This is a genomic window from Liquorilactobacillus ghanensis DSM 18630 (assembly GCF_001435235.1).
In the GTDB taxonomy this organism is placed as follows: Bacteria; Bacillota; Bacilli; order Lactobacillales; family Lactobacillaceae; genus Liquorilactobacillus; species Liquorilactobacillus ghanensis.
Genome location: NZ_AZGB01000011.1, coordinates 1 through 22907, shown reverse-complemented (window position 1 = coordinate 22907; position 22907 = coordinate 1). Strand labels below are relative to the sequence as shown.

20 protein-coding genes are annotated in these 22907 nt (G+C 35.3%); 16 read left to right on the top strand and 4 right to left on the bottom strand.

All coding sequences use genetic code 11. The features are described from left to right. Nucleotides 1-50: 50 nt before the first annotated feature. On the top strand, nucleotides 51-596 hold the full coding sequence (locus tag FC89_RS04105; RefSeq protein ID WP_057871284.1) for a LysM peptidoglycan-binding domain-containing protein: 546 nt from the start codon (nucleotides 51-53) through the stop codon (nucleotides 594-596). 35 nt (nucleotides 597-631) lie between these two features. Further along, on the top strand, nucleotides 632-1537 hold the full coding sequence (locus tag FC89_RS04100) for a YihY/virulence factor BrkB family protein (RefSeq protein ID WP_083485404.1): 906 nt from the start codon (nucleotides 632-634) through the stop codon (nucleotides 1535-1537). Here the strand turns inward: FC89_RS04100 and recX are convergent. Continuing rightward, nucleotides 1534-2331 carry a recombination regulator RecX gene (gene recX, locus FC89_RS04095; protein ID WP_057871282.1) on the bottom strand — a complete coding sequence of 266 codons (798 nt, stop codon included), beginning with the start codon at nucleotides 2329-2331 and terminating at the stop codon, nucleotides 1534-1536. The two genes, FC89_RS04100 and recX, sit on opposite strands and share 4 nt — an antisense overlap. A gap of 69 nt (nucleotides 2332-2400) precedes the next feature. Between recX and rlmD the strand changes: the two genes are divergently transcribed. The 6 genes from rlmD to FC89_RS04065 all read left to right on the top strand — a co-directional run bounded on the left by rlmD (nucleotide 2401) and on the right by FC89_RS04065 (nucleotide 9522). Next, entirely contained in the window at nucleotides 2401-3789 is a 1389-nt protein-coding gene (rlmD, locus tag FC89_RS04090) for a 23S rRNA (uracil(1939)-C(5))-methyltransferase RlmD (protein WP_057871281.1), read from the top strand. Nucleotides 3790-3914: 125 nt separating this feature from the next. After that, the gene (ntdP, locus tag FC89_RS04085; protein ID WP_057871280.1) at nucleotides 3915-4463 is read left to right on the top strand and encodes a nucleoside tri-diphosphate phosphatase; all 549 of its coding nucleotides are present in this window, start codon (nucleotides 3915-3917) and stop codon (nucleotides 4461-4463) included. Between the two features lie 236 nt (nucleotides 4464-4699). After that, complete coding sequence (locus tag FC89_RS04080; RefSeq protein WP_057871279.1) at nucleotides 4700-5815, top strand: AI-2E family transporter; 1116 nt, start codon at nucleotides 4700-4702, stop codon at nucleotides 5813-5815. 86 nt (nucleotides 5816-5901) lie between these two features. Next, complete coding sequence (tagD, locus tag FC89_RS04075) at nucleotides 5902-6291, top strand: glycerol-3-phosphate cytidylyltransferase (RefSeq protein WP_057871278.1); 390 nt, start codon at nucleotides 5902-5904, stop codon at nucleotides 6289-6291. A gap of 78 nt (nucleotides 6292-6369) precedes the next feature. Continuing rightward, entirely contained in the window at nucleotides 6370-7779 is a 1410-nt protein-coding gene (locus FC89_RS04070) for an ATP-binding cassette domain-containing protein (protein ID WP_057871292.1), read from the top strand. Between the two features lie 165 nt (nucleotides 7780-7944). After that, nucleotides 7945-9522: a peptide chain release factor 3 gene (locus FC89_RS04065; RefSeq protein WP_057871277.1), complete on the top strand. Its 1578-nt coding sequence runs from the start codon at nucleotides 7945-7947 to the stop codon at nucleotides 9520-9522. 151 nt (nucleotides 9523-9673) lie between these two features. Here FC89_RS04065 and FC89_RS04060 read toward each other — a convergent pair whose 3' ends face one another. The 3 genes from FC89_RS04060 to FC89_RS04050 form a co-directional block, all read right to left on the bottom strand. Next, nucleotides 9674-10759: a MucBP domain-containing protein gene (locus FC89_RS04060; protein WP_057871276.1), complete on the bottom strand. Its 1086-nt coding sequence runs from the start codon at nucleotides 10757-10759 to the stop codon at nucleotides 9674-9676. A 43-nt stretch (nucleotides 10760-10802) separates the two neighbouring features. Further along, a complete protein-coding gene (locus FC89_RS04055; protein WP_057871275.1) occupies nucleotides 10803-11081 on the bottom strand; it encodes a DUF1827 family protein in 279 nt (92 codons plus the stop codon). A 151-nt stretch (nucleotides 11082-11232) separates the two neighbouring features. Then, on the bottom strand, nucleotides 11233-13431 hold the full coding sequence (locus tag FC89_RS04050) for an ATP-dependent Clp protease ATP-binding subunit (protein WP_057871274.1): 2199 nt from the start codon (nucleotides 13429-13431) through the stop codon (nucleotides 11233-11235). 141 nt (nucleotides 13432-13572) lie between these two features. Between FC89_RS04050 and FC89_RS04045 the strand changes: the two genes are divergently transcribed. The 8 genes from FC89_RS04045 (at nucleotide 13573) to FC89_RS04010 (ending at nucleotide 21889) form a co-directional block, all read left to right on the top strand. After that, complete coding sequence (locus FC89_RS04045) at nucleotides 13573-13767, top strand: hypothetical protein (protein WP_057871273.1); 195 nt, start codon at nucleotides 13573-13575, stop codon at nucleotides 13765-13767. Nucleotides 13768-13916: 149 nt separating this feature from the next. After that, the gene (locus tag FC89_RS04040; protein WP_057871272.1) at nucleotides 13917-14183 is read left to right on the top strand and encodes a phosphocarrier protein HPr; all 267 of its coding nucleotides are present in this window, start codon (nucleotides 13917-13919) and stop codon (nucleotides 14181-14183) included. Further along, nucleotides 14183-15904 carry a phosphoenolpyruvate--protein phosphotransferase gene (gene ptsP, locus FC89_RS04035; RefSeq protein WP_057871271.1) on the top strand — a complete coding sequence of 574 codons (1722 nt, stop codon included), beginning with the start codon at nucleotides 14183-14185 and terminating at the stop codon, nucleotides 15902-15904. Before FC89_RS04040 ends, ptsP begins: the two co-directional genes overlap by 1 nt. A gap of 215 nt (nucleotides 15905-16119) precedes the next feature. Next, the gene (locus FC89_RS04030) at nucleotides 16120-17301 is read left to right on the top strand and encodes a glycosyltransferase family 4 protein (RefSeq protein ID WP_057871270.1); all 1182 of its coding nucleotides are present in this window, start codon (nucleotides 16120-16122) and stop codon (nucleotides 17299-17301) included. A gap of 22 nt (nucleotides 17302-17323) precedes the next feature. Beyond that, nucleotides 17324-18352: a glycosyltransferase family 4 protein gene (locus FC89_RS04025; protein WP_057871269.1), complete on the top strand. Its 1029-nt coding sequence runs from the start codon at nucleotides 17324-17326 to the stop codon at nucleotides 18350-18352. Further along, entirely contained in the window at nucleotides 18349-19362 is a 1014-nt protein-coding gene (locus FC89_RS04020; protein ID WP_057871268.1) for a lysylphosphatidylglycerol synthase transmembrane domain-containing protein, read from the top strand. Before FC89_RS04025 ends, FC89_RS04020 begins: the two co-directional genes overlap by 4 nt. A 112-nt stretch (nucleotides 19363-19474) precedes the next feature. Further along, on the top strand, nucleotides 19475-19705 hold the full coding sequence (locus FC89_RS04015; RefSeq protein ID WP_268872017.1) for a YkuJ family protein: 231 nt from the start codon (nucleotides 19475-19477) through the stop codon (nucleotides 19703-19705). 204 nt (nucleotides 19706-19909) lie between these two features. Continuing rightward, nucleotides 19910-21889: an LTA synthase family protein gene (locus FC89_RS04010; RefSeq protein WP_157060651.1), complete on the top strand. Its 1980-nt coding sequence runs from the start codon at nucleotides 19910-19912 to the stop codon at nucleotides 21887-21889. Nucleotides 21890-22907: the final 1018 nt, after the last annotated feature.

The following is a 22907-nucleotide window of genomic DNA, read 5'->3' as shown; positions in this document are numbered from 1 at the left end:
AATATTCGATAATTATTATATAATTTTAGGTTGATTTTGGAGGGGAAAGAATGTCACCAAGAAGTTCACATAAGGTCAATAAAAAAGTAAGCTTTTGGGTTTTATTAATCATTGTTATTTTGATCCTAGGAATTATCGGTTTCCGCAGCCGAACAGTCAATGCAAGAGTTCAAAGTTTTTTTGGGGATAATCGAACAGCACAAAAAGCAGAGTATCAACGGCAAAAAAAAGCAGCACATGCAAAGTATAAGAAAAAAACCAGTCAAAACGAACAGGCAGGCTCAACTACTAAAAAAACGGCTAACAAAAAGGAATCCACAAGTTCAAGTTCAACAACGACCAGTTCAACATCGAAGTCTAAATTTAAAACTGATTCAAAAAGTGGTTCGTATCGTTACTATGTGGTAAAATCGGGTGATACATTGTCCAGTATTGCAGCTAATTATGGAACAACAACAACTGCAATTATGAATCTTAATGATTTGACGACCGGGACAATTTCATCAGGAACAACTTTGAAATTACCGGCCGCTAATTCAACAACTGGAACTACATCATCATATTCAGCTTCAAGTGACACAACCAATAATGAATAAACTGTGTGGCTGACTGCTGATGCTAGCGGAGGTAGATTAGCCTGAGAAAACCCAAAATTAATTTTATTAAGCAGTTATTTAAGCAGATTTTAAGCCGGGCAGCAGCAATTAATATTAATAATGCTGCAATTGTAATTGCTTATTATACTTTATTAGCTATTTTTCCCACTATTATTTTAATTGGGAATATATTGCCGTTGCTAAATATTAAAGCAGCAACAATTTTGGCCTATTTAGAAAGTGCAGTACCCAAAACGATTTATCATACTTTGAGTCCAATTATTTTGTCATTTTTAGATCATGGCAGCGGTGGTTTGATTTCAGTAAGTGCATTGGTGGCACTTTGGGCGGTCAGCCGGGGAGTCAATTCGCTTAAGCAGGCATTTAATGATGCTTACGGCGTTGAAGATACTCAGAATGTTTTGATGACTAGACTGTTTTCATTGATCATAACTTTTTTATTGCTGGCATCATTGGCGATAATAATTATTGCTTTTAGTTTTGGTCAGTTAGTGTTAGATTATTTAGCACCTATTTTGGATATTTCCGAAAAAATAACCGGCCTTTTTACACAAGTCAAATGGCCGGTAACAGTTTTGGGGCTGTTATTTATTTTAGGAGCAATGTACTTTTTCTTACCGAATGCTAAGGTGCACTTTTGGTTAACTATTCCAGGAACGGTTTTAGCTACGATTACTTGGATTGTGTTAGCTCAAGGTTTTTCGATTTATGTGCGATACTTTGCGCGTTCGGTTTTAAGTTATGGAACTTTAGGGACTTTTATTGTGTTATTATTCTGGTTGAATTATTCTGGCTGGGTCGTTATGTTGGGAGCGGTTTTAAATGCAAGCTTGGAAATGCTTGTCTATCATCAAATAATTCCGCGCAAGAATCGGCTTAAACACTATCTAATTAAAAAAATCAATAGTAAGAAGGCCTAATCGTCGGTCAGTTCATTTAACGCTTGGTCAATATCATTGAATGTGAAACCTTTACGAAACAAGAATTGTTTACATTTTTGCTTTCTAATTTCGAGCGGCAAAGTATGGTATTTTTGCCAAACCTTTGCCAAAAGTTTTTGTAAGGTTTGGTATTCCTGTTCGGTATCTTTAGTTGGAACAGTTGCAGTAATGGCTGTTTCAATTGCTGCGTGATCAAAGCCCTTGGCTAATAAGCGCTGTTTGGTTTTATTGATTCGTTCTTTGAAAGAACTATTATGATAATGATGAAAATATTTTTCAACTAATTTAATAAGTAATTCTTGCTCACTAATGGTATCATATTCAGCAAATGCTTTCTCAATCAGCTCAGGCGGAATTTTTTTTGCCTGTAGCTTTTTTTTAATCTCATAAGGTCCCTTATCTGATGTTTTTTGCATCGTTCTTAAATAAGCTAGGGCAAACTGATAATCATTCAGCAATTTTTGCTGTTTAAGTTTTTCAATTGCAGCAGCAATAACGTCTTCGGTATACTCTTTACTTTTTAACCGGGCTTCAACTTCTGCACAACTGCGCATTTGATAGGAAAGATAATTCAAGCCGGTTTGATAAGCTTGATTTATATGTTCATTATTTTTTATTTCTGCAAGCGTTTCTTCATTTAGAACCTGCCCCTTATGAAGCTGAAAGTTAAGTAAGGTTTCTTCACTGATACCGAAAGCAAATTTTTGATTAAGATAGAGATTAAACCGATGAAGTCTTTTTTGAGCTTCAATACTGGTAATTGTTAGTTCCAAATCAATCACTCCTTTATAATAAAAATATACCATATACATTTAAATTACAGGTTAGAAGGAAAAGATAAAATGAATAATTTTAAAAAGCAGCGAGTTAAGCCAGTCCAGTTGGTGCCTGGACAAAAGATTCCGTTAACGATTAAGCGCTTAGGAATCAATGGTGAGGGTATTGGTTACTTTAAACACAAGATCGTTTTCGTGCCGGGAGCGTTGCCGGATGAAGTGGTGGTAGCGAAAGTTACTAAGGTTTTACCCAAGTATGCTACCGCTGAGGTTCATCATATTCGCAAAGTCAGTCCAGATCGGGTAACTCCCCGAGACTTATATGATGTGGGCGGAATTGAGTTAGAGCATTTGAGCTATCAGCAACAATTGGTTTTCAAAAGTGATTTGGTTAAACAAGCATTAGAAAAATTTCGACCGCATGGTTTTCAACACTATCAGATTTTGCCGACAATTGGCATGACAGATCCTTATGCTTATCGAGATAAAGCACAGTTTCAAATCAGAGAACAAAATGGCAAGGTAATAGCAGGTTTATATCGCCGTGGAACACATGAGGTAGTTGACCTACCGACCTTCAGTACCCAGCGACCATTGACAATGAAGGTCATTCGCCAAGTATGTCAGTTAATTGAACAGCTGCATATTCCAGTTTATAACGAAAAACAAAATTCAGGTATTATTAAAACTTTGGTTGTTCGTGAATCATTCAGTACCCAACAAGTTCAACTGACGATTATAACTAATTCAGCCAAATTAATTCATCAAGCTGCACTTATCAGAGCTATTCAGCAAAACTTGCCAGAAGTTGTTTCAATTTTACAAAATATTAATCCGGGTCGGCAATCACTAGTTTGGGGTCAACAGACTAAATTGTTAGCTGGTCAGGAAAAAATCAGTGAACAGTTAGGAACAAAAAAATATAATTTATCAGCTCGGGCTTTTTTTCAATTAAATCCTGAGCAGACGTTTAAATTGTATCAAAAGGTCTCAACAGCCTTAGCTTTGCAAAAAGATGATGAGCTGCTTGATGCTTATTGTGGAGTTGGTACGATTGGAATCTTTTTGGCTGAGCAGGTAGCAAGTGTTCGCGGGATGGATACTGTTCCGGCAGCAATTGCTGATGCTAAAGAAAATGCTGCTATCAACGGCTGTCAAAATGTCAGTTATGTTTGTGGTCCAGCAGAAACGGTTTTACCAACTTGGTTAAAAGCTGGTTTTCATCCGACGGCGGCAGTAGTTGATCCACCTCGGACCGGATTAGAACAGCAATTGCTGTCAGCTTTATTACAAGCGCGACCGCCAAAATTGGTTTATGTATCATGCAATCCATCAACATTAGCACGTGATTTGCTAAAACTGGCTAAATATTATCAAGTCAATTATTTACTGCCGATCGATATGTTTCCGCAAACACCGCGCGTAGAAGTGGTTGTTAAATTAACCTTGAAATAAACCAATTAATGATGAAATGTTTTTTAAATTTAATTAGTTTTGGGATTTTACTTCTTTGTTTGGTATAATTAACATTGATATCGGTGTAAAGTTGCACCTGTCTGTTTTAGAAAGCAGGTTTTTTTATGCGGCAGTCTAAGGAACCTAAGGAAGGTGATTTTATCACCATCAAAAGTTATAAACATGACGGAAGTTTACACCGAACTTGGCGTGACACAATGGTTCTGAAAACTAGCGAAAATGCTTTGATTGGCTGTAATGATCATACTTTGGTTACAGAAGCCGATGGTCGAAGATGGGTAACACGAGAACCGGCGCTTGTTTACTTTCACAAACATTACTGGTTTAACATTATTACGATGATTAGAGATAATGGTATTTCTTATTACTGTAATTTAGCTTCGCCAGCTGTTTTGGATCGTGAGGCACTTAAATATATTGATTATGATTTAGATGTCAAAGTATTTCCCAGCGGAGAAAAAAAACTGCTAGATGTTGATGAATATCAATTACATGGAGCGCAGTGGCACTATTCAGCTGAAATTGATCGAATTTTAAAACACAATGTTTTGACTTTGGTTGATTGGATTGAAAATAAAAAGGGCCCTTTTTCTCGAGAATATGTTGATATTTGGTACAGTCGTTATTTAGAATTATCACGCCAAGAACAGTAAGCAGAGCCAAGTTGTGTTTATAACGATACTGTGATCACTCGGACAGTGATCGCAGTTTTTTTAACGGTGAATGATGATTACTGGGAAATAGTTCAATAATTAGGTTTTGTTAAAGCCTATTTAAAATTATCATGAAGCTTTCAGTTTAATGATAATTATTAAATTAATGTACAATATAGGAAAATAATAATTAATCCAGCGCGTAGTTCATTTTTAATAATATAAGGAGTGACGGTATGCTTGATAAAATCCAGCGTTCGAAATTATTATGGGTAACACTTGAATTATTACTATTAGCAACGCTAATTTTTGTTTGCAGTAAAATCAGTTTTATTTTTAGACCCTTGGGTACTTTCGCTTCAACTTTGTTTGCACCGGTTTTGATTGCTGGCTTTTTGTATTATTTAGTCAATCCAATTGTGAAACTTTTAATGAAAATTAAGTTGGGAAAACGTAAGATCTCGCGAACACTGGCGGTTAGTATTGTATTTATTTTATTAATTGGCATCATTGGTTTAATTGCAGCGATTATCGTACCATTACTGATTAATGAAATTAGCCAGTTGATCAAACAGATGCCACAATATATTGACGGTTTGCAAAAATTAGGGAATGATTATTACCACAATTTAAGCCAAGTTGAGTGGATGAAAAAATTAAAACTTACGAGCTATGCAACTAAAATGCAGAATAATTTTTTGCAGATAGTTGAAAATTTTGCCAGTTCCTTAACAAATAGCTTGGGTGTGGTAATTGGAACGATAACGACGATTACAATCACCATTGTTACAATTCCATTTATTTTATTTTATATGCTAAAAGATGGTCAGCAATTAATTCCCAATCTACAGAAAATGTTTCCTTCGCGGCATGAAGCTCAAGTTGAAGAATTAATGAAGAAGCTTAATACAACATTATCGCGTTATATTGCTGGTCAGGTTATTGAGTGTTTATTTATTGCAACTTTTACGTCGATTGGATATTGGATAATTGGTATGCCATATGCTTTTTTATTGGGTGTGACAGCCGGCATGACCAATATTATTCCATATATTGGACCGTATATTGGTATTTTACCCGCTTTGGTCTTGGGATTGACTTTTTCGACTCAAAAAGCTTTACTGGTAATTGTTGTTTGTGTAATTGTACAGCAAGTTGATGGGAATTTAGTTTATCCAAATGTTATTGGTAAGTCTTTATCGATCCATCCGTTAACCATCATTATTTTATTGTTAGTGGCTGGGAACCTAGCCGGAATTGTTGGAATGATTCTGGCAGTTCCAACATATGCTGTTTTAAAGACCGTTGTTAAATATTTGATCGACTTATACCATTTGCGTAAAGCGGAATGAACCTGGGGTTACTTGACGATTAATAATTAGCGTGATAGCTTTATCTTATGTAAATAAAATGAATCAATTGTAAAGGATAAGTAAAAATGAAAACAGTTTTAACGTATGGAACATTTGATTTGCTGCATAAAGGACATGTTCGCTTGCTTGAACGTGCAGCTGCTTTGGGAGATAAGCTGATTGTTGGGCTATCAAGTGATGAGTTTAATGCAGTAAAAGGTAAAAAAGCTTATATGTCCTATAAAGATCGTAAATATGTTTTAGAGGCAATTAAATATGTTGATTTAGTCATACCAGAAAATAATTGGGAACAAAAAGTTAAGGATGTACTGAAATATAACGTTGATGTTTTTGTAATGGGCGATGATTGGAAAGGCAAATTTGATTTTTTATCTGATTATTGTCAAGTTGTTTATTTACCTCGCACAGAAGGAATTTCGACAACAAAAATTAAAGATGATCTGGGTACTAAATAGTGCTTAAAAAACTTTGGACTGCTATAAATTTATTTGGCCAAAGCTTTTTTATGATGGAGAAAAATTTTGGGTGCAAATATGAAAAAAATAGAAATTAAATATATAACTAAAGAACAACCACTTGTGACTGAAAAAAAGGAGCTCGCGGCTAATAATAAAATGAAATCCTTTTGGACTTTACAAGGAGTTTCATTGACTGTTAATCCAGGAGAAGCCGTTGGTTTAATTGGAATTAACGGTTCTGGTAAAAGGACACTGACTGAAATTCTAGCGGGAAGATTGAAACAGACAACAGGTTTTACAACACTTGATGCTAAAATAAATTATGCCAGCAGTCGTGCTGGTTTGAGTGAAAATCTTACTGGTTTAGAAAATATAAAAAAACAGATTGGACAGGCCGATATTGATGAACTTAAGGCTAAACATCTGCTTAATAGAATAATTGATTTTTGTGAATTGGGCAATTGGCTTTATCGTCCGGTTAAAGAATATTCAATTGGGATGTATGCTCGGCTTTCTTTGGCGATTGCGATGTTTTTGGAGCCGGAGATGTTGGTAATCGACAATGTTTTAAATGTACTGGATATTCCTTATAGCCAACAAGTTAATCAGAAATTACGAGAATTGAAAGACGCCGGAGTTGCCTTGATTATTGCTGATGTTAATCTGGTAAATGTTGAACGTTTCTGTGAACGGACTTTATGGCTGCAATTCGGCAAAGTTCAGCAATTGGGACCAACAGCTGATGTAATGCTGCAATATGAATATTTTCAGGATTGGTTGCGTAATGCCTCACTGCCTGAAAAAAACGAGTATTTTGCTAAAAAACAGCAGGCTAGTCAAGATTTTGATATTGCTAAAGTATATGAAGAATTTAAAATTGAGCAATTTAAGCACGGTTTTACACGCAAAGATGAACCAAAGATGCGGCGGGCATTTTTTAAGGAAAAAGGTTCTGATCCGATAGCTGATGCAAGTAAGACTCCAGCCAAAGGCACTGTACAGAATAAAAAACAGCACTTTAAGAAAAAAATTATTTTAGCTGTGATCGCATTTCTTTGTGTGGTTGGCATTGGCAGCTGGGGATATTTGTCACGAGCTAATAAGCAAACAGCTGTTGATAAAAAAGAAACAGTACTCACAAGCAGCCAAAAGCGTACTAGTTCTTTGAAAAAACAAAGTGTGGCTAAAGATAAGAAGTCATCGTTGGCAGCTAGCGAATCTTCTGCTAGTGCTAAGCGAGCTTCGAGTAGTTCAGCAAAAGCAGCAAGCTCTTCAGCGGCAGCATCTTCCAAAGCCGCTGCTGCATCAAGTGCCAGTGAATCATCTTTAAAAGCAAATACACAGACGATTAATGTTAATAGTGGTGACACGTTGGAAGGTTTGGCGCAAAAATATGCAACTGACGTTAACACGATAAAGAAAATCAATAATATTTCTTCTGAAGCTGATTTAAAAGCGGGATCAGTTATCCGAGTTCCTAAATAAATTTCAGTTGAATTATAATTAGATTAGTTTTTATTTGGTAAACGTAAGCCAGTAGTTTTAGAAATTTGAAATTTCAAAAATGCTGTAGCATTAGTATAATGTTGCCAATTATTCTAATTTGAGACCAAAATTGAAATTTAATTAATCGGAAAAGAGAGGTTACTCATGGAAAAAGATAAATTAGCTATGGAGGTAAATAAACGGCGGACTTTTGCTATTATTTCTCATCCTGATGCAGGTAAAACTACGATTACAGAACAATTGTTATTATTTGGAGGAGTTGTCCGCAAAGCGGGAACAGTCAAGGCAAAAAAATCAGGTAATTTTGCTAAATCAGATTGGATGGAAATTGAAAAAAAACGTGGTATCTCTGTTACTAGTTCAGTTATGCAATTTGATTATGCTGGTAAAAGGATTAATATTCTGGATACGCCAGGACACGAAGATTTTTCGGAAGATACTTATCGAACCTTGATGGCAGTTGATTCAGCTGTAATGGTAATTGATTCGGCTAAGGGAATTGAACCACAGACTAAAAAGCTATTTCAAGTTTGTCGGATGCGGGGAATACCGATTTTTACTTTTATTAATAAACTGGATCGTGATGGTCGTCCACCGTTGGATTTGATTACCGAACTTGAAGAAGTTTTACAAATCGATGCTTACGCAATGAATTGGCCGATTGGTATGGGAAAGGGTTTAAAAGGAATTTATGATTTATTTAATCAGCGAATTGAATTATATCGCCGCGAAGATAAAAATGAATCTTTCTTGGCTCTTAATGAAAAAGGTGAATTAGCTGAAGACCATCCTTTGAAAAGTGAAAGTATTTATCGTCAAGTCTTGGAAGAAGTCGAGCTGTTGCAAGCGGCTGGCAATCAGTTAGATACAGCTAAGGTAGCGGCCGGAAAAATGACACCAGTTTTTTTTGGATCGGCTCTAACTAATTTTGGAGTGAAAACTTTTTTGGATGCTTATCTCAAATTTGCACCAGCACCTTCGACGCATAAAACAGAAACTGGACAAGAAGTTAAGCCTAACGATGATGCTTTTAGTGGTTTTATTTTTAAGATTCAAGCTAATATGAATCCTAATCATCGTGATCGGATTGCTTTTGTACGAATTTGTTCGGGCTGTTTTGAGCGTGGAATGGATGTTACTTTGCAGCGAACAGGCAAAAAATTGCGTTTATCAAATTCGACCCAATTCATGGCCGATACGCGTGAGACAGTTGAGGAAGCAGTGGCCGGTGATATTGTTGGTTTGTATGATACTGGAAACTTTCAAATTGGTGACACAATTTATACTGGACGGACAGCAGTCAAATTTGAGAAGTTGCCACAATTTACGCCAGAGCTGTTTGTTAAAGTTACTGCCAAAAATGTTATGAAACAAAAATCATTTCATAAAGGAATTGCACAATTAGTTCAAGAGGGTGCAGTTCAGCTTTATCAAAGTTATTCAACTGGTGAATATATTCTTGGGGCAGTTGGTCAATTACAATTTGAAGTTTTTCAATTTAGAATGAAAAATGAGTATCATTCCGACGTGGTCATGGAATCGATTGGTCATAAAATTGCTCGTTGGATTGATCCGGCTCAACTTGATGAGAAAATGTCATCATCGCGAAATTTGTTGGTAAAAGATCGGCATGGGATGCCATTATTTTTATTTGAAAATGATTTTTCAGAAAGATGGTTTAAGGATAAGTATCCTGATGTTAAATTAACGGCAAAGCTCTAAAATTATTTATATAATAAAAAAACAGCGCATTGGGATTGAGTCCCAATGCGCTTAATTCGTTAATTCAAGAACTCCTACTTGAGTATCCAAGCTTTGGGTATTTGCTTGCCTATCCAAGTAGGAGTACAGCCAATTTGGCTGCTTTTTAAAACTAATTAAATTCGATGTAATAGCTAGGAAGCCAACCATAATCTGCTAATTCATACCAGATAACTTGATCAATTTTAATTTGGCGGGTTAACGTAACGGCTGTTTTATCAGCAATTTTTCCGATCCATTGACCATTAGGATAGTCAAAGTAATGGACCGAACGATTATCCGTAAAATTAACGCTGGCTTTTTGTCTAATGGGAGTAGTTTCACCTAATAAAATTGGTGCAGCATCAGTTGCTAAATTTCGGTACTTCTTTTGGATGGTCATTGATTCTGGTTGATATTTAATCCAAAAAGCACCTAAATTATACCAACTTTCTTGCGAATATTTAGTAATTCGACTAAAAGTCTGCCAGACAGTGCCAGCTCTTAGCATTAACACCGGACTGGCAGCATCGATTTCAGCAAAACAAGCAGTGTCTTTTAACAAAACAAAGGCGATATCAGATTTTTCAACTGATTCCCAGTCATGATGACGGTAATAAAGGGTAATTTGCTGGACTTGAGTTGAGAAAAAGCCCTTAATTTTTCCTGATACAGTTTGCAAATTAAAGTTTTTAATTTCTGGCGAAAAAATTTGATAAGTTTCACCAATTTTTCCCTTTAAAAGTTGAGTGGGCTGCAATAGAGTACCTAGATCATAATCTTTAAAGGATATTCTAATTGGCGCGCCATCTTGCTTTCGATAAATAAAAATCATAATTGCATATTGTGTAAAAAAATGATTAGTAAAGCCCTTAATGTTTATCAACGTATAATTGGTCAATTTTCTAAGTCTAAACTGAATTTGTTCTCCCAATAAACCACTAATCAATTGGGGACGTGCAATATCGTCTTGTTGCTCGTTTTGATAAATTAGCAACATAACGGCATTTTGCTTTTTTTGAGTATAGTGGCGCTTGGGTTGTGAAATTACTTCAGATTTAACATCGTTAACCTTCGCTTTTTTTGAGTCATTTGCCGGCATTTCAGTTGTTGATGAGGGTGGAGTCAATTTTGTTGCCAATTGCAATTCATTCGTAATACTTTGTTTGTCTTTTTTTAAAACTCGAAAAACTTTTTTCAAAAAATCGCTAACTGACAAAATAGATTTCACCACCTTTATAACAACTGTCTGCGAGTTCGAATCACTTAATTGGTAAAGTTATTTCAACAACACCATTTGTTCGGGTAATTTTAGCATCTTGCTGTTCATTTTTAGCAAGTTCATTCAATGTAAAACTTATTTCATCATCAGAAACAGCGCGATGTCGATTAGAGATAATTAATTCTTCATTTTGGTGATTTCGTTTAAAAACAACACGGCTGTTACCCAATGTATAAACCTTGATGAAGTGGGTTGCGGAATTTTCTAATTCATGTTTGATTTTTCTTGAGTAACTATTACTAACATCGATTAAATGCATAGATATCTCCTCCTCTATTCTATAAGTTTATTATAGCCAAAAGTGTTGAATAAATGAATTAAAATGTTAGGATAAATTAATAAATTATAATCAAGTAAGTCAAAAAAAGAGATAAGACATTATTAATATTAGTCTTATCTCCAAAAGTAGTCTAATCAGCAGCTGGTTTGTCACTGTTAGTTTGTTTTTTTGCTGGTTGAATGGTAATTTGATTATCATTCACATCAGCAAGTAAATCTTTACTATCAGGATGTTCGAGATAGTAATCTGCGATTCCATCTTCAATTTGTTCTTGAATGACACGCCGTAATGGCCGAGCTCCCATTTTAGGATCGTAGCCTAATTCTACGAGCTTCTCTTTAGCAGGTTCTGAAACGGTTAATTTAATTTCTTGTGGTGCCAGCATCGTTTTAACATCATTCAACATTAACGAAACGATCTTCAACAGATTTGGTTTGGTTAATGGGTTAAATTCGATAATATCATCAAACCGATTAAGAAATTCTGGTTTGAAGTATTTGGATAAACTGTTGATAACAGAATGATTTTTCCCGGAAACAGTTGCTCCAAAACCAACACTAGCGATTGCATCACCACTGCCAGCGTTAGATGTCATAATAATAATCGTATCTTTGAAACTGACAGTTCGACCTTGCGAATCGGTTAAACGTCCATCATCGAGGATTTGCAAGAACATGTGCATTACGTCGGGATGAGCTTTTTCAATTTCGTCAAGCAAAATTAAACTGTAAGGGTGCCGACGAACTTGTTCGGTCAATTGTCCAGCTTCTTCGTATCCAACGTAGCCAGGGGGAGAACCAATTAATTTGGAAACGGAATGTTTTTCCATGTACTCACTCATATCAAACCGAATCAAAGCATCTGTTGTTCCAAATAGTTCGCGAGCCAGCTGTTTTGCAGTTTCAGTTTTGCCGACACCAGTTGGCCCAACAAACAAGAAGGAGCCAATTGGCCGACCTGATTTATTGAAACCGATGCGATTTCGCCGAATTGCGCGCGCAACCTTGTCAACAGCCTGATCTTGACCAATAACATGTTTTTCTAATGATTTTGCTAAATCACGCAATTGTTGTTGCTCTTTTTGCTTAAGTTCACCAACTGGGATATTGGTCTTTTCCTCAATAATTTTTTCCATATCTTTAGCTGTTACAGTTGGAATATCAGTATCAGTTGTTTTCTGTTCGCGCATTTGAGAAAATTTATTAGCTTGATCACGGTAGTAAGCCGCTTTTTCATAATCTTCTTTTTTGAGCGCTGCTTGTTTTTGACTTTCAGCATTCTTGATTTTTTGTTCAATAACTTGGGGATCAACTGCTTGAATTGTTAAGTTCTTTCGTGAACCGGCTTCATCAAGCAAATCAATTGCTTTGTCTGGTAAAAAGCGATCTTGAATATAACGATTAGACAATTCAACGGCTGATTTTATAGCATCGGCCGTATACTTAACATGATGATATTTTTCGTATTTTGTTTGAATGCCTTTCAAGATTTGAACGGTTTCAGCAACGCTCGGTTCATCAACTTGAATCGGCTGAAATCTTCTAGCTAATGCAGCATCTTTTTCGATTTTCCGATATTCGTTCAGAGTGGTAGCTCCGATTAATTGAATTTCGCCACGAGCTAAAGCGGGCTTTAGGACATTACCAGCGTCCATACCGCCTTCAGCGTTTCCAGCACCGACTATTTCGTGAATTTCATCAATGAACAAAATAATTTCAGGCTGTTTACGCAACTCAAGCATTAATTGTTGCATTCGTTGTTCAAACTGTCCACGAATACCTGTTCCTTGAACTAATGAAACTACATCGAGTCGAAAGACACGTTTGTTCAATAGTTTTTGTGGTACATCTCCATTGACGATCTTTTGAGCTAATCCTTCAACTACAGCGGTTTTACCAACTCCAGCTTCACCGATCAGGACAGGATTATTTTTTGTTCGCCGGTTTAAAATTTCAATTACGCGAGCAATTTCATTGTCACGACCGATGACGGGATCGATTCGATTGTTCTTAGCCTCAGCGGTTAAATCGAGTCCATATTGTTGTAAAATACCGCCGCCGCGATGGTTTCCATTCCCTTGAGCTGCTGTTGGTGGTTGCTGAAATTGATGTTGAGCGGCAGAATCTCCACTGCTCATTGAACGGAAAAGATCATCCAAACTTCCAAAGCCGAAAGGATCTTGCATCATTGCTTGTGGATTAGTATGTTGGGCATGTTCTTTAAGTTCACGATAGCAGTTTTGACATAAATCGATCGAGGTTTGCCGACCATTGACATTAGTTGATAAATGAATTGTCGCCGGATTTTGATGGCAATTTTGACAAATCATCGTCTTTCACTACCCTTCTTAAAAAATAAACTAAAGATCTATTTGACTATCTTTGACCTTTGACTTTAGTATACTCTTTCTAGAATTTAGCGCAAGTTGAAAGCTTGTTATGCTATGATAAAAAATGGAGGATGATTTTAGATGGAAAAGCGTAATTATCAAGAATTATTAAATAAGTTGGTGAATGGTGAACTTGATGAATTAAAAATTGAACCACAAGAATTTATGGATTTTCAAACGGCTTTCATGAATTTTCGTCAACGAAAAAGAATTATCGGTATAGCTCAAAGACATGGAACGATTTACTATCATTATAGGAATAATAATACTTTATAAACTTGTTTTATCAATTAATTCATGCTAACATTTACTTCAGCAGGGAAGGCATTGTCAATTCAGATGAAAACGCGTTCTTAAAACGCGTTTCATGAAATGAAGTGCTTATTCTTGATTTTCTATCAACATTACAAAGGAGCTTGATTTAAATGGAAAAGAAAGACTTTCATATTATTGCAGAAACAGGTATTCATGCACGTCCGGCTACTCTATTAGTTCAGGCAGCTAGCAAATTCAACTCAGATATTACTTTGACTTACAAAGATAAGTCAGTTAATTTGAAATCAATTATGGGTGTGATGTCACTCGGAGTTGGTCAAAATGCTGATGTTACAATTGCTGCCGATGGCGATGATGCTGCAGATGCTGTAGCAGCTATTGAAGAAGCAATGAAGAAAGAAGGACTTGCTGAATAATGACGAAAGTGTTAAAGGGAATAGCTGCCAGCGATGGAGTTGCTGTTGCTAAAGCGTATATGCTTGTGCAGCCAGACCTGACTTTCCAAGAAAAAAATATTGAGGATTCAGCTGCAGAAATTGCGCGATTAGATCAAGCAGTTGCGGATTCCAAAAAAGAATTGCAATTGATTAAAGAAAAAGCAACAGCTAATTTAGGTGAAGCTGAAGCTGCTGTTTTTGAAGCACATTTGACAATTTTAGCTGATCCCGATTTTTTCGGTAAAATCAAAAATAAAATCAAAGACGAAAAAATAAACGCAGAAAAAGCGTTGCAAGATGTTGCTGCTGAATTTATTTCAATTTTTGAAAATATGACTGATAATAAATATATGCAGGAACGTGCTGGCGACATTCGCGATGTTTGCAAGCGGGTCTTGGCGCATCTTCTGGGTGTAAAGCTACCTAATCCAGCGTTAATCGATGAAGAAGTGGTAATTGTTGCTCATGATTTGACTCCGTCGGATACGGCTCAGCTTGATCGGAAATATGTCAAGGGTTTTATAACCGATATTGGAGGTCGGACCTCGCATTCGGCAATTATGTCTCGGACTTTGGAAATTCCGGCAGTTGTTGGTTCACAATCAGCGACTCAGGACATTAAAGAAGGACAATTGGTAATCATTGATGGTATTGGCGGTGAAGCATTGGTTGATCCAAGCGAAAGCGAGATTAAACAATATCATCAAAAAGCGGCAGATTTTGCTAAACAAAAAGCTGAATGGAAACAATTAAAAAGTGCTGCTTCAGTTACAGCTGACGGTAAAAAACTGATTTTAGGAGCGAATATTGGTACTCCTAAGGACGTTGTAGGTGCTAATGATAATGGTGCCGAAGCTGTTGGCTTGTTCCGTTCTGAATTTTTGTATATGGATTCGAGCGAATTGCCAACTGAAGACGAGCAATTTGAAGCATATAAGCAAGCTGTCGAAGGTATGAACGGTAAACAGGTTGTGATTCGGACAATGGATATTGGTGGAGATAAGGAATTGCCTTATTTACCTTTACCTGATGAGATGAATCCATTCTTAGGATATCGTGCAATTCGAATCAGTTTGAAACGTCAGGATATTTTCCGGACACAGTTACGTGCATTATTACGAGCTTCGCATTATGGTAAGTTAGCAATTATGTTTCCAATGATTGCTACGGTTAAGGAATTTAAAGCAGCTAAAGCAGTTTATGAAGAAGAAAGAACTAAACTGATTAAGGCTGGAGTTCCTGTTGCTGATGATGTTGAGGTAGGAATGATGATGGAAATTCCTGCTGCTGCGATGATTGCAGATAAGTTAGCTAAATATGCCGACTTCTTTAGTATTGGAACAAATGATTTGATTCAATACTCAATGGCGGCTGATCGTGGGAATGAACGTGTATCTTATCTTTATCAACCATACAATCCGTCTATTTTGCGCTTGATCAAGAACGTTATTGATGCTTCACATGCAGAAGGAAAATGGACCGGTATGTGTGGTGAAATGGCGGGCGATCAAATTGCAGTTCCGTTATTGGTTGGTTTAGGCTTAGATGAATTTTCAATGAGCGCGACATCAATTCTTAAAACACGTAGTTTGATGAAAAAACTCAATACAGCTGAAATGAAGCAATTAGCTGAGAAGGCTGTTACTGAGTGTGAAACGACTGAAGAAGTTGTGGCATTAGTTAAGAAACTGTCACTTTAATCTGTCAAATGGTTTTTATTTGTTAGAAAAAGGGGAGCATAAGCCTTTGGGCATAGCTCTCCTTTTTCTTTAAAGATAATTAATCGTTTTTGTTAGTTCAACAGCAATTTTTCTTTAAGATTTTGTGTTAATTTGCACGAAGGCCTTTTGAATGATTGCATATATTTGGCAGAAACAATATAATTAATGTGATTACTTAGTTAAGGAGGATGCACGTGAATATCGGAATTTTTACAGATACTTATTATCCGCAAGTCAGCGGTGTGGCCACCTCCATTAAAACACTTAAGGAACAACTAGAAAGTCAGGGGCACCATGTCTATATTTTTACGACTACTGATCCCAAAGTAGCTTCTGATGAGTATGAACCCAGTATATTCAGGTTTACCAGCATTCCGTTTATCTCCTTTACAGATCGCAGAATTGCGGTGCGTGGTTTATTTAGGGCCTATCAAGTTGCTAAGGAATTGCAATTAGATATCGTTCATACACAAACCGAATTTTCAATGGGATGGATTGGAAAGTTTGTAGCTAAAAATTTAAAAATTCCTTGCATTCACACTTATCACACAATGTATGAGGATTATTTACATTACGTTGCAAAAGGGAAGCTTTTGAAACCGCATCATGTTAAGCAGATGTCACGTTCTTTCTGTTATCATATGACGGGCATTATCGCTCCAAGCGAACGAGTTTTAACAACTTTGGAGGGATATGGGATTAAATCCCCAATTACAGTTATTCCAACAGGTGTTGATTTGCAAAAATATCATCAATCAATCAAAATTGATGTTCGAAAAAAGTATGGTATTAAAGCAGACACACCATTATTACTGACGTTAAGTCGTTTAGCTTATGAAAAGGATATTGATCGCTTAATCAACGTCATGCCGCAATTACGACAGCTGTTGCCAGATATTTTGTTAATGATCGTTGGTGATGGACCAGCAAGAGAAGATCTGGAGCAGCAGGTGAATATGTTGAATTTACAACAGAATGTTTTATTTACAGGAGAAATATCACATGATCAAGTAGCTGATTACTACCACGCAGCAAATCTTTTTGTATCAACATCAGTTTCAGAATCACAGGGGCTAACCTATATTGAAGCGCTGGCTTCGGGGCTAAGAGTCGTTACGACGCATAGTCCATATACCGACGAATTGTTGAATGATAAAGAATTTGGTATGACTTTTGAAAGATTATCAGATTTGGCTGAGATATTATATAAATATTTAATTAAAAGTAAGAAGCCAATTGAGCCTGATAAATTAGATCAAAAATTAGCAGCAATTTCCGCGGCGAGTTTTGCTGAAAGAGTTGTTCAATTTTATCATGATTGCCAAGCAATTTATTTGAAAGAAAGAGAAACAAGCCATTCTGGAGAAATAGGTTAAAGTTTATAAAGGGGTTTAGCTGATGTTGAAAGTGCATATGTTTTCTTCTGCTACAAAAGTCAAAGGCCAAGGAGTGGGAAGTGCCTATACTGAATTAATTGGATTGCTACAGCGACATTTTTCAAATGTGTTGGAGATTTCTTGCAATAATTATTCGCGAGCAGATATTAGCCATTATCATACAGTTGATCCGCAATTTTATCTATCAACATTTTTTCCTGGTCGTGGCAGAAAGATCGGCTATGTTCATTTTCTTCCAGAAACTTTGGAAGGTAGTCTGAAACTGGTTCAACCTTTTAAGACGATCTTTTACCATTATGTCATTTCTTTTTATCGTCGGATGGATCAGTTAGTAGTTGTCAATCCGAGTTTTATTCCTAAATTGGCTAAGTATGGAATCCCAGCAGCAAGGGTGACATATATTCCTAATTTTGTTTCAAAAAAACTTTTTCACCCAGTTGATAAGACAGTTAAGAATGAATTGCAAAAGCAACTTAATATTCCAAGTAATAAATTCGTTATTTTAGGGGTCGGTCAAATTCAGGAGAGAAAAGGTGTTTTTGACTTTATCAAACTAGCACAGCAATTTCCTGAATTACACTTTATTTGGGTTGGCGGTTTTTCTTTCGGTAGAATAACTGATGGCTATGACCAATTAAAAAAAATTGTGAAAAATCCACCGCATAACTTACAGTTTACGGGCATTGTAGAACGAAATAAAATGGGCGACTATTATGATGCAGTGGATTTGTTTTTCTTGCCCTCATTTAATGAATTGTTCCCAATGAGTATTTTAGAAGCTGCCAGTTGTGGATTGCCAATTTTATTACGCGATTTGAGTTTATATCAAGCAATTATTAAGGACGATTATTTAGCAGGAAAAGATATCCAGCAGCTAGGAGAAAGAATTTCTGAATTATCTCAAAATTCGCAGTTGTTAAATGAATATCGATTTAAAGCTGCCCAAATTGCTAAAGCATATTCTGAGGAAAATCTTGCTGGTCAATGGCTAGATTTTTACATACAGCAAAGCAGGTTGAATAAAAAATGACGAATCGAAATAAATTGGTTTTGATACTAATGCTGATACTAGGAGTAATTATTCTAGCGTTTTCGTTACGAGATGTTTCATTCAGGTCTTTAGCAACTGATTTATTGACCTTGAATTGGCGTTGGCTATTGGTAGCGATGGCAAGTATGTTGATGTCCTATTTTTTAGAAGCGATAGTGGTGAAGATCTTATTACAGCGAGAAACGATGGAGTTCCCGTTGAGATCGGCTGTAAGAATTCCTTTAATTGAACAATTATTCAATGGAATCACACCATTTTCTTCTGGTGGACAACCTGCACAACTATTTGCTTTAATTCAATCTGGAGTTGACGCTGGAAGAGCAACCTCAGTCTTATTAATGAAATTTGTGGTTTATCAATCAATGATAGTCATTAATTTTATTATTGCTCTGTTTATCGGTTTTCATTTTGTGGCAAGTAAGATGCATGCCTTGTCATTATTTTTTTTATTTGGATTTTTAATTCATTTTGCGGTAATTGTGGGTTTATTGCTGGTTATGTATTGGTATTCGTTTACTAGAAAACTAGTAGGAGTTTTTTTTAAACTTCTCAGATGTTTTAGTCATTCTGTCAGAATAGATCATTGGGAAATGGTTCTTGACGAAAAAATAAATAATTTCTATCAAGAAAGTCTTCGTTTGAAGCGTGATAGTTGGCTGTTGTTAAAAATCGGTTTAATAACATTAATTCAGTTACTATTTTATTATATTGTTCCTTACTTCATATTATTAGCATTAGGGGAAAAAAATGTCAGTTTATTGCTGGTAACGACTTTCCATATTTTAATTGTGATGGTTATTTCGCTTTTTCCAATTCCTGGTGGATCTGGCGGAGCTGAGTACAGCTTTTCAACAATATTTTCTAGTTTTATCACTAATTCCAGCAAATTAGTTTTAGCAATGCTGTTATGGCGTTTATTAACATATTATTTAGGAATTTTGCTTGGAATGATTGCATTAGTTGTGCGACCGCAAAAAGTAAAACAATAATCTTGTAAAGTTTTTATAAAAAGGTTTCTTTTTACTGGCGTAGTGTTTAAATTCTGGTAGAATTGATAAAGCACAGCATTTAAGATGTGGAAATTTAAAGGAGTGTATTAAAGTGAGTTCAAAGTTAGCAGCTATTATTTCGCGGCTTGATTCAATGACAGCCGATACCGAGGAAGATCAAGCGAGTAGACGTTTTGAAAAGAACGGTCAGCAGGTTGCAATTGTTACCTATAATCAAGAAACACGAACTTTTAATTTAGCTGAAGTAAAAAGTCAGCAAGAATTCGAGTTTGATGATATTGATTTAGTGGCTATCGAAATTTATGATCTTTTAACAGACTAATCATTAAAAATTAGTTATAATATATAGTTAAAGATTGCAATTGGAGGATGTTAGATGAATTCAATTTTGAAGCCGTTTAGAGCTTTGCGGAGAAAAAGTTCTGATAATTTTCAAAAAAATAGTTCCAATAATTCTTCCAAAAATTGGAAGAATATTTTGAATACCAGAACCGGTTTTTTCCTGTTGACACTGTTTTTATTCTGGATGAAAACATATTTTATTTATTTATCCAAATTCAATTTGGGAGTGAGTGATACAGCTCAAAAGATAATTTTGTTTTTTAATCCGATTCCAACAGCGTTATTACTGTTGGGGATTGCTTTATACTTTCGCGGCAGAAAATTTTATTGGACTCTGTTAATAATTGATTTTTTGAGTTCTCTTTGGTTATTTTCTAATATACTGTATTACCGTGAGTTCTCGGACTTTCTATCAATTGGAATTATCAAGTCTTCAGGCTCTGTTTCAAATAATTTGGGACTGAGTATTATGGAAATTATTGATCCAACTGACTTTATGGTTTTTGCGGATATCATTATTTTGGTACTGTTGTTAGTTTTTAAAGTCATTAAAGTTGATAAAAGCAGAGGAAAATTACTTAGTTCGGTTAGTGTCAGTTTATTGGCAATGGCTTTGTTTGGTTTGAATTTAACAGCTGCAGATAAGGATCGTCCACAATTATTAACACGAACATTTGACAATAACTATATTGTTAAATATTTGGGAATTAATTTCTACGCTGGCTACAATGCTTATCAAAATTATCAACAGAGTTCAACTCGTGCCAATGCAAGTAGTAATGACTTAAATAATGTGCTTTCATATTTAAAAAATAATCGTGTTGGTGATAATGTCAGTTATTATGGTAAAGCCAAGGGTAAAAATGTATTTATTTTTCATTTGGAAAGTTTCCAACAATTTTTAATTGATTATAAAGTTGATGGACAAGAAGTTACTCCAAATATTAATAAATTCTATCATGATCAGAATACTTTATCTTTTGATAACTTTTTTAATCAAGTAGGTCAGGGAAAAACCTCTGATGCTGAAACAATGTTGGAAAATTCCTTATATGGCTTGCCGACAGGTTCTGTCATGACAGAGTATGGTACTTCAAATACATTTCAGGCATTACCAGCAATATTGGATCAAAATGGTTACTCAACAGCTGCTTTTCACGGTGATGTCGGTAGTTTTTGGAATCGTGATAATACCTATAAATCGTGGGGATATCAGCATTTCTTTGATGAAGATTTTTATAAAGAAAAAACTAACTACAACATTGGTTATGGTTTAAAAGATAAAATTTTCTTAAAGCAGGCTGTTCAGTATCTTCAACAATTGCCGCAGCCATTTTATGCTAAGATTATTACGTTGACTAATCATTATCCATATGAATTAGATAAAATCAATCAGAGTATTCCGAAAACAAAAACTGGTGATCAAACGGTTGATGGATATGTACAAACGGCACATTATCTTGACCAGGCATTTGGCGAATTCATTCAGTATTTAAAGAAGTCCGGACTGTATGATAATTCAATGATTGTAGTTTATGGAGACCACTATGGTATTTCAAATAATCATAAAAAGGCGATCGCGCAATTGCTGAATAAAAAGTCTGTTTCTAGTTATGATTTAGCAATGTTCCAAAAAGTTCCGTTTATGATTCATTTAAATGGACTTAAGGGTGGAGTAAACCATACTTATGGTGGTGAAATTGATGTAATGCCAACCTTAATGGACTTGATGGGCCTTAAAGACGATGACTATATTCAATTGGGACAAGATTTGTTGGCTAATAATCGTAATCAAACAGTAGCCTTTAGAGATGGTGACTTCGTATCTCCAACATACAGCAAGATTGGAAGTAAGGTTTATAATAATCAAGGTAAGCTGATGACCAATTTGTCTGGAGCAGAGAAGCAACAAGTTGATACAATGCAAAATAGAACTACCAAAGTACTTTCACTTTCTGATAAGATTGTTACAGGAGACTTGTTGCGCTTTTATACACCGAGTGGATTTAAAAAAGTTAACCGCAGTGACTATAATTATAAATATAATGAAACGATGAAAGAACTCAAAGAGGAGCAGAAAAAGAAGAAAACCAGTTTGCTTGATGAAGATCATGGGAAATCAACTGTTGATTTATTTCAAACTGATGCACCAGAGTTGAAGTAGTTTTAGTAAGTGTTAAGTGAATTAATTTGGATATCTTGTTAAATTTTATAGTAGGTTTACAAGTGTCCGTAAATTAGTCGTATCTAATCTCCTGCATAATGATTCTTGTACTGAGAATTATTGTGCAGGAGATTTTATTAATACGTTAAATAAACCACAAGTTTTACTTGTAGGGGTCAAAAGAGCTTTAGCGAGAAAAACTTCCTTTCGATATAATATTTGGCTACCAACCAAAACTATACGAAAGGAAGTTTTTGCATTGTCAAAAGACGATAATAGTTTAGCACATACAAGGTGAATTTGTAAGTACTATATAGTTATATAGTGTTTACGCCCAAGTATCGAAAAAAATATTTATGGAGAGCTTAGAAAAGATATAGGCCATATATATTTGGAAGATTGTTTCGGCTAAAAGAAGAAAAGATCATATTCATATACTTGTAAAATATCATCGAAAATAAATGTTACAAGTTTTATGGGATATTTAAAAAAGAAAGTGCATGCTAATTTAATGATTTTAATTTTCCCTAAGCATTGAAGTAATAACGTGTAGCTTTTTTATTTAGGAACAATTATGTTTGGTTTATTGAGTTTGTGGGGTAGATATAGAAGTAAATTGTAAGCAGATGTCGACTAGTTTAAATTAGACAAGGTAACATGTATAAGTAAGTTTGATAATAACTCTGAATACTTTTTTGGATAGTTTGTTATTTAGGATAAGCATTGATTATCAATTATTTTGTGTTTAACTACTCATGAAAGATGGAATAAAATTGTTGATATAACGGTAATTCAGAAAAAATATCTGGTGAATCTAAAAAAAGTCTTGACCTGGAATAATAATGTTGGTATTATATTAAATGTCGTTGAGTTACAAAAGTTAATTGTTTCAAGTGATGTTGGTAATTAATTTTTTCTTGACTATCAGCCGTATAAATGTTATAATTAAATGGTTGTTGAATTTAAGTAGACCTTTGAAAACTGAACAAAGTTTCGATAAGCAAATGTGCAGGGCCTT